Origin of the sequence: Methylobacterium sp. GC_Met_3 (genome assembly GCF_026540775.1) — a bacterium.
Classification (GTDB): Bacteria; Pseudomonadota; Alphaproteobacteria; order Rhizobiales; family Beijerinckiaceae; genus Methylobacterium.
In genome coordinates this window covers 1-7,801 of the sequence record NZ_JALNUL010000096.1, presented here as the reverse complement: position 1 = coordinate 7,801, position 7,801 = coordinate 1, and the positions used below count along the sequence as shown (strand labels likewise).

The window sequence follows — 7,801 nt, the reverse complement described above, 5'->3', positions numbered from 1 at the left end:
AGAGGGCCGGCCGAAAAAGCAGACGGCCCTCTTACCGACCCAACTCACCCATATTGACTGCTGTCCGCGCTTCCCGAAAGCTGCCATTCATCGGCCTTCCGGTGACTTCGGCTTAAGGTGGATAGCAGAAATCGGCATGTTTCACGTAGGGACGGTCGTGCTAAGCTTCTTCTATGGCATCAGTGGCGCCGATTCCTAAGCACAAAAGGGTCATCCGCATCGTAGTCGGTATCTTCAGCCTGACCGTGATCGCAGTACTTCCTATTTATAACGGCTGGGGGGTATGGCATGGCTTTTACACTTACCACTATGCTGGAAAAACCCCACCATTGATGCTGAAATCACTTCGACACACGCTCATAAACTGACATTGTCAGGAGAAATACGCTTTCACGCATACACAAAAGACTTTTATTCGGAATGCATATCCGAATTTAAGCTGTTATAAGAAAGCGACCATCTTTAATATAGACCGGGGACCATAATAGAAATTATCCCGCGCGCAGGCTGCGATGATCCGATCGTAGTTAGTAACGCGAAACTTCCGGTCGTCGAGATATCATTGTGCGCGTTTTAATTTATGGTCGGGTTTATGACGCTACGAAGTATGAGTTCCGCACTTCGCCAAGAGACCGCTTAGTTTCGTGATCAGGCCGGGTAGAACCGTCCGCCTCTATGCCTTTCAGCTCGTAAGCGGACTGACCGAATTCCACCCATCCCGGCCAGTATGGTGTCGCCCAACCGTGGCGTTCACGACAGCCTACGCTGCCTCCCAAAGCGGTCGTTCGTTCCAGGATCGTCAGGAGGCGCCGCGACACTGCCCATCTCTTCGCGGATCCTGACGAAATCCCGGGCAGGGGGTTAGACCGAAGAAGCGTGCGTACTCCAGGCTGAACTGCGTCGCGCTTTCGTATCCAACATCGAACACCGTCGCCATCGCGATGCCGCCGCCTGAGACGAAGCGTGTGCGTGACTGAAGCAGGATGCCGTTGCCTCCCTGGGGTCGAGCTCCGGCGCCTTGGTGTTTCCGCTACGATGTCGTTCCCGGCACACGGGTCGAGCGCGAGTTCAGCTTGCCCAGGCTGGCGGAGAGATCCGCCATCGAGGTTGATACAGCATCGGCTACCGAGGCGAAGCCGCGCTCCAGCAGTGCCTCCGAGAGGTCGGTGAGCGCGGCTTCGAGCTGGCGGGTCAGGACGTGTTCACCAAGGCTAGATAGCGCGCGGGTAGAGACGTCTGCGAGCCGTTTGGCCGTCGGCTGACCGACATGGCGGAGCAGGATGGCGAGGGTCGTGATTGCTTCGGCCAGTGTTTGGGGCTGGATCGACTCCGACGCCACCACGATTACGGCTTCAAGCGCATCTGTCGCCACGGTCGGGGCGGCGTCCCGATAGACGACGCAGGACATCACGTTCTCCCGCGCCTCTGTCTCGCCACCGCTCCATTGCGAAATGACGTCCCGCAGGGCCTGGATGACCGAGATGCCGGGGCTTGGGTTCGACTTGGACGTCGAGACGGAGGTCCAGGCGATGGTCGCGAGTTGATGCAAGCCGTAGGCGGTGTCATGCTTGAGGTCGCGCCCGTCGTCGTAGTAGAGCGCCGCCATGGCCTCGTCCACGATGGATGTGCGCGCGTCCGCATTGAGGGTGACACCGGGCTGGCACCGGACTTGGAACAGCGGGTCGTGGACAGCTCGATAGGCCCCGACCGCGATGTCGAACTCGATCTCGACTGTTCTCTTCGCGTGACGCTCGACGGCCCTGTCGATGCGGGCCACGTCGATCCCGACCACGTATCCACTTTCCCGGGAGCGCACCGTCGCGACGACGGGCCAGCCGTGCCGGGAGGTCCTGCGCGTCCGCGCGAGCAGGTCGAGATCCGCCGTGCGGGCTTCGAGCACCCGGCCATGGATGAACTGGATGATCTGAGCCGGGCGCATCTGGTCGATGGTGTTGTAGATCATTACGATGATGAGGCAGAGCGCTGAGGTTGTGAGCAGCAGGGCCAACGTCGTTCCGAACACGGGCCGGTGAAAGCCGGTGTTGGTCACGAGTGTCATCAGCACGAACACCGACAGCCCGACGAAGTAGCCGAAATAGAACTGGTTTGTGCGCCGGGCCATGAACTGGTCGGTGACCTGCGCCGTCAGGGCTGCGGCCCCCTGCTGCACCGCGATCAGTAGCAGCGAGAATGTGATCGAAGTCACCGTGATGATGCTCGACGCCACGGTGGTCAGGAGGCTTCCGAGGGCGGCGCTGTCCCCGAGCAGTTCGCCGAGCCAGCGGAACCCGGTCGGGTGCTCGCCACCGGACCAGGACCTGTCGGCGAGGTAGACCAGTGCGTTTAGGCCAACGAACCCGAGCACGGTGGCGAGCGGCAGGGCGAGGAACTGCCGGAATGAACGCCGGACGGCGTTAAGGAAGCGGCGTGGGACCGATTGCATGGACCTCATGGTGCCGGATGTCCCTTGATTCCCTCGGCGGCTCCCGCTGCAGCCAGGATCGCGTTGGCCGCCACGACGTCACCCGCGTCCGGAGCGGCCACGGGACTGACGGACGCGCCGGTTCACGGTGCCGGCACCGGCGTCAGCGCATGTTCTTGGGGAGATGCTGGATCGGGTTCGTCCGCGACGGCGCACCGTCACCCTGCACGGCTTCGCCCTGCATGACGTCGGTGGAGGACTGGATAGCGCTCGGCGGCGCGACGCGATCGTTGCCACCGTCTTGCGACATGCCCGACGGCAAGGTCCCCGGGGTGGGCTGGTCGATTCGACTGGCTGCGGACTGGGCGAACGCAGGCGACGCCATCCCGAGGCCCACCACCATCGCTGCAACGGCGACCGTCCGAAAATTTCTCTTCGTCATTGCGGGTTGTTGTCCGTTCGGGTTTCCGTGGGGTCGTGAACTTCCAGGCCACAATGCCTCCGGGTGGTCGGTGTTCCCGCTCGGTCGGACTCCCGTTCGCGATCGGTCGGAGGCATAATCGCGACCACAGAATCGTGAGACAGAAAGTTTTGGATGCTTCTGAGATGCGCACGTGGTGCCTCCTGGTCTGACCAAGGCGACAACGTCGAGGCATCGTAATGATCGTCTTCCTCAGACTATCGTCAACGATTTTCTGAATGAAGAGAGGCTTTGTCGTTCCTAAATATTGTCATCGCGTGCGCCCTAACGTGCGCTGCGGCTCCCGCCCTAGACCAGGTCATGTTGTTTTCCACTTTAAGCCGCTATTTCGGGTCCGGCCCAGCTTATCCGCCGGAAGCGCTGTCGGCGTTCCCCCGAAGTGGATGTTCGTCAAACGTCCTGCAACTTCAGCTCGGGGTGGGAAGCGAAAGTTGACCTTGTGTCCGTAAGCGGATTTCCAGCTTTGCGCCCACCGCGGTCGTCAAGAAGCCTTTTTGCATTCGCGCGACTGGTACCGCTCCTCCCCGGCGACGCGGCGTCCTGGCTCAGCCCTGGACGTGGTTGGTCGCCGCCCGGTTTTCGGAAAAGCGTCCGCCCTTAGGGGTTCGAGGCTTTGAGATCGCGTGGCGCGATGCCGAAGCGCCGACGGAAGGCGGTACTGAAACCCGACGCGTTGGTGAAACCGCAGCGATACATGATGGCCGTGACGCTGTCGCTAGCATGTGCAGGCGCCGACAACTGGCGATGCGCTCGGTCGAGGCGCGCGTCGCGGATCGCCGCCGCCACGCCCTCCCCGTCGGCGAAGGCGGCGTACAGACGGCTGCGGGAGACACACAACGCCCGGTACAGGGCGTCGGGACCGAACCCCGGATCGTGCAGGCTGCGTTCGATGTGCACCGCGGCCAGTGACCGCAGCGCGTCCGCCGAAACGTCGCCCGTGGGGGCGCCCACCAAACCCCGGAACAGGTGGAGGGTGCTCTCGACCGCGATGCTGGCCTCGGCCTCCGTCATGTCGGGCACTAAGGCCGCGTAGGACCGCAGGTAGGTCGCGAACAACGCATTGAGTGGGCCGTGGCCAAACAGGCGCCCGGTGTAGGCTTCCGGCTCGCCGACATGGGCCCTGAAGGTCGCTCGCGTCGTGCTAAGACGGATTTCCTCATAATCCTCGTAGGCCCCAATCAGGAATGGGCGTCCGGAGTCGGTGACGCTGATGTCGCCGGGAGCCATCCGCCCGCCGCGGGTCCCTTGTTCGAAGTACTGAGTACCGCGCAGAACCAGAGCGATCGTGATGGTGTCGCGCCCGTCTTGGCGGACATGGCGCGCCGAGCGCGCAACATCGACCCGCGGGCCCTCGGTGTGCAGCAAGGTGCTATGGTCTGTGACAGCAACCAGGCGACTAGCTGCGAACGACCGCCGTTCGTCGGACCCGGCCGTGGAGACGCCAGACATGGCCAGCGCCGTGTCGCGCCAGAACTCGAACGCTCGCTTGGACTCGACCTCGGCCGTGCTCTGCCTCAGGGTTTTGACGCGGGGGCGCTCGGTCAATCCATACTCCCAGGTTCAGACGTTTGGGGTCGAGACTCGCTCGGTCTGCAAGGTATGTCTATTCACGAGATAGCAAGACTTCCAATCTGGTATTTTTCGTCGGCGTATGTCTTGCGTGCTGGGTGGAGTTGCCCGCCAGCAAACCTTCTGAACTTTAGAGAAGGGTCGTGAGCGTACGCGGCGGCAATGTCCGCTCTCGTGCATTGCTGCCTGAAAGCAGACCGGCAGAAACCCACCCCTTCCGGACGCCCGGAGGATCATCCGTGGTGGGCGTATTTGCCTGAAAGCGACCGGTCCGCTTCGGCGGCGGTCCGGCGCCAAAGAGGACAGCGACGGGGTTTGAAGCGGTCTATCGCAGATCAGTCCCAGCGCAATAAATGGCTCAAGCGCCCTCCGGCGTGGGCAAGGTCAGCAACCGCAGACGCTCGACCAAATCGCCTGAGCTGAGATCGCCAGCATTCAGGACTTGGCTCGCTCCACGCAGCGCCAAACGGTCCTGCGCTGACAGCGTCCGTCCCGTCAGCACCATGACGGGCACTACAGCGCAGCCAGGCAACTCGCGGAACATCCTGAGAAAGGTGAAGCCGTCCATGACTGGCATATTCAGGTCCAGCACGGCGACATGGGGCGGAGTGGCCGCCGCAATGCGAAGGGCCTGCTCGCCGTCCTTGGCCTCCACCACGCTCCACCCGTCATCTTCGAGGCTCTGCCGCATCGACAGCCGCGCGACGGGATCGTCCTCGACAATCAGGACGGCACCGCGGATATTCGTTCCAGAGGACCGGTAGCGATCCATAACACCTCTGAATCGTGTCCACTCCACTGGCTTCAACATGTAATCGGCCGCACCGAGCGAGGCCGCTAAATTGCGCTGGTCCAACGCAGTCACCATCACCACGGGGATCGCGCACAGCGCTGTGTCGGCCTTGATCTGGCTGAGCACCGACCAGCCGTCCACGCCGGGCATCATCACGTCGAGCAGAATGGCGCGAGGCCGGAGCCGACGGGTGAGGTCCAGCCCGGCCTGACCGTCGGCGGCGACCCGCACCCGGAAACCCTCGCGGCGGAGAAAGCGCGTCATGAGTTCGCGCTGGGCTGGGTCGTCGTCGATCACGAGGATCAGCTCTCCCCCCGTCCCCGCATCTCCCGCGTCATCCACGACCTCGGTCGGCTGCAGCTCACCTCGGCTATCTACGGGCCTGACGTAGGTCGCAGGCAGGGCCAGCGTGAAGGTCGAGCCCGCACCGCTGCGGCTGGCGACAGATACGGTGCCGCCCAGCATTTCGGAGAAGGCTCGCGTCAGCGCCAGCCCGAGCCCCGTCCCACCGAACCTGCGTGTTGTCGAGCTGTCCGCCTGCTCGAAGCGCTGAAACAGGCGCGTTGTCTGCTCGTCCGTCATGCCAATGCCGGTATCCGATACGGCGAAGACCAGCCGCTCGCTCCCCGGTTGAATGTCCTCCCGGCAGCACGAGAGGCGGATCTGCCCGCCCTCCGTGAACTTGGCAGCATTTGATAGGAAGTTGAGAAGGATCTGGCGGGTCTTCGTCAAATCCGAGTGCATGTCGCCAATGTCGGTCGCGAGTTCAAGCGTGAGGGCGTCCCCCTTCTTGGCCACCAAGCCGGCGACGGTGGCCACTAGATGACGCAGCATCGGTTCGACTGCGAAGGTCTCGGCGTACACCTCCATCTTGCCGCTCTCGATCTTGGACAGGTCGAGCACGTCATTGATGAGGCCCAGCAGATGACGCGCGTTGCCCTCGATCTTACCGATGTCACTGGCGATCGCATCCGCCTCGGCGCCGTCCTCGACCTCTTCGATCAGCATCTCCGCGTAGCCAATGATAGCCGAGAGCGGTGTGCGCAGCTCGTGGCTCATATTGGCCAGGAACTCACTCTTGGCACGGTTGGCGGCCTCGGCGGCGGCTCGTGCCTCTTCGGCCGCGTCGCGCGCATCGCGCAGCGCCACCTCGTGCGCACGGTGTTCCGTTGTATCCTCGTGCACACCCACCCACTCGCGTACCGCCCCGCCCTCGTCGCGCACCGGCATCGCGCGGGCGAGGAAGTACCGCCAAGTTCCATTGGCGACGCGCACGCGATGCTCCACCGCGTAGGGCACGCCTGTCCGCACTGCCTCCGCCCAAGCCGCCGCAGTTTCCAGCACGTCGTCGGGGTGAATGGCGTGGGTCCAACCGTCCCCACGCATCTCGACGAAAGTCTGTCCGGTCAGGGCGGCCCAGGCGGGCTGATCCTCCTCGAACGCCCCGTGGGCGCCGGTGACCCACATCACCCCCTTGACGGCCTGCACGGCGACACGGAAGCGCTCCTCGCTGCGGTGTAGGCGCCGCTGCACCCGGCGCTGATCAAGTGATGCGGCCAGCATGCCAAGGAGCAGGATCAGGAACGTCGCCGCGGCGACGGCGAGAGCGAGGTTCTGCTGGTTGTCGCTAAGTGCCACGGTGTGCGCTGCATGGGCGCCGGCCTCCTCGGCGGTGAAGGTCGCCGCGGCCATGCCGGTGTAGTGCATACCAGCCACCGCCAGCCCCATAATGCAGGCGGCGGCCAGCTTCTGCCAGGGGCGGCTGCGGCGGAATGCCAGCCAGAGCGCGGCCGTAGCAGCCAAGACAGCGATCGCCACGGATAAGCCGACGACGGCCGGGTCGTAGACGAGATTGCCCGGCATGCGCATCGCCGCCATGCCGACGTAGTGCATCCCCGCCACACCGAGGCCCATCAACGGTCCGGCGACGGCTAACGCACGCGCTCCGACGCCCTGTACGACGACCCAGGCGAAAGCGGCGCCGGTCACGCCGACGGCGAGGGCGAGCGAGAGGAGTGTGAGGCCGAGGTCGTAGGCAGCAGGCATGCCTATCTCGAAGGCGAGCATGCCGACGAAGTGCATCGCCCAGATGCCCCCACCCATGGCGAGGGCCGCGCCGCCAACCCAGGCCCAGCGTGGTCCGGCTCTCCCCGGCACCCGCGCGGCAAGGTCGAGGGCAGTGTAGGCGGCGAAGATCGCGATGGCGATCGAGAGGGCGACGAAGAGCGGGTTATAACCGGTGTCGATCATGAGCGGACTTACACACACGGCCCAGGGCCGTCCTCGGGCGTCTCGCCGAGCGGACGCACGTTGGAAACGTCTACAGACATCTTGATGCGTCCGCTCAAGCCTTTGCCGGCATGGTGCAGACGCGATCGCCAACGCAGCACATGCGCTTAGGATGCTCTGTCGTCGCAAATGCGCGTCCCATTCGATGACGCCCTATCGGTCAGCCAATGGGAGCCATCGGGGCTGGGAGCGGCTCCGCTTCCGCAAAGGTCTGCAGCAAAGCCCTCTCCGGCGCATCCGTTCCTAG

5 protein-coding genes are annotated in these 7,801 nt (G+C 63.7%); 1 reads left to right on the top strand and 4 read right to left on the bottom strand.

Features of this window, described 5'->3' with window-relative positions; translation table 11 throughout:
- A partial coding sequence (locus OXS27_RS31070; protein ID WP_267361522.1) for a hypothetical protein occupies nt 1-199 on the top strand: 199 nt, incomplete at its 5' end.
- Nucleotides 200-1,030: 831 nt separating this feature from the next.
- Here the strand turns inward: OXS27_RS31070 and OXS27_RS31065 are convergent.
- The 4 genes from OXS27_RS31065 to OXS27_RS31050 form a co-directional block, all read right to left on the bottom strand.
- Entirely contained in the window at nt 1,031-2,452 is a 1,422-nt protein-coding gene (locus tag OXS27_RS31065) for a DUF2254 family protein (RefSeq protein ID WP_267361521.1), read from the bottom strand.
- 133 nt (nt 2,453-2,585) lie between these two features.
- Nucleotides 2,586-2,864, bottom strand: a complete 279-nt coding sequence (locus OXS27_RS31060; RefSeq protein WP_243923483.1) for a hypothetical protein — start codon at nt 2,862-2,864, stop codon at nt 2,586-2,588.
- Between the two features lie 636 nt (nt 2,865-3,500).
- The gene (locus OXS27_RS31055) at nt 3,501-4,448 is read right to left on the bottom strand and encodes a helix-turn-helix domain-containing protein (RefSeq protein ID WP_267361520.1); all 948 of its coding nucleotides are present in this window, start codon (nt 4,446-4,448) and stop codon (nt 3,501-3,503) included.
- 382 nt (nt 4,449-4,830) lie between these two features.
- Nucleotides 4,831-7,515, bottom strand: a complete 2,685-nt coding sequence (locus tag OXS27_RS31050; protein WP_267361519.1) for an MHYT domain-containing protein — start codon at nt 7,513-7,515, stop codon at nt 4,831-4,833.
- Nucleotides 7,516-7,801: the final 286 nt, after the last annotated feature.

What these genes read in the sequence shown, in the direction of transcription:
- OXS27_RS31065 (WP_267361521.1), bottom strand. Translation starts at nt 2,452, where the DNA reads ATGAGGTCCATGCAATCGGTCCCACGCCGCTTCCTTAACGCCGTCCGG.
- OXS27_RS31060 (WP_243923483.1), bottom strand. Translation starts at nt 2,864, where the DNA reads ATGACGAAGAGAAATTTTCGGACGGTCGCCGTTGCAGCGATGGTGGTG.
- OXS27_RS31050 (WP_267361519.1), bottom strand. Translation starts at nt 7,515, where the DNA reads ATGATCGACACCGGTTATAACCCGCTCTTCGTCGCCCTCTCGATCGCC.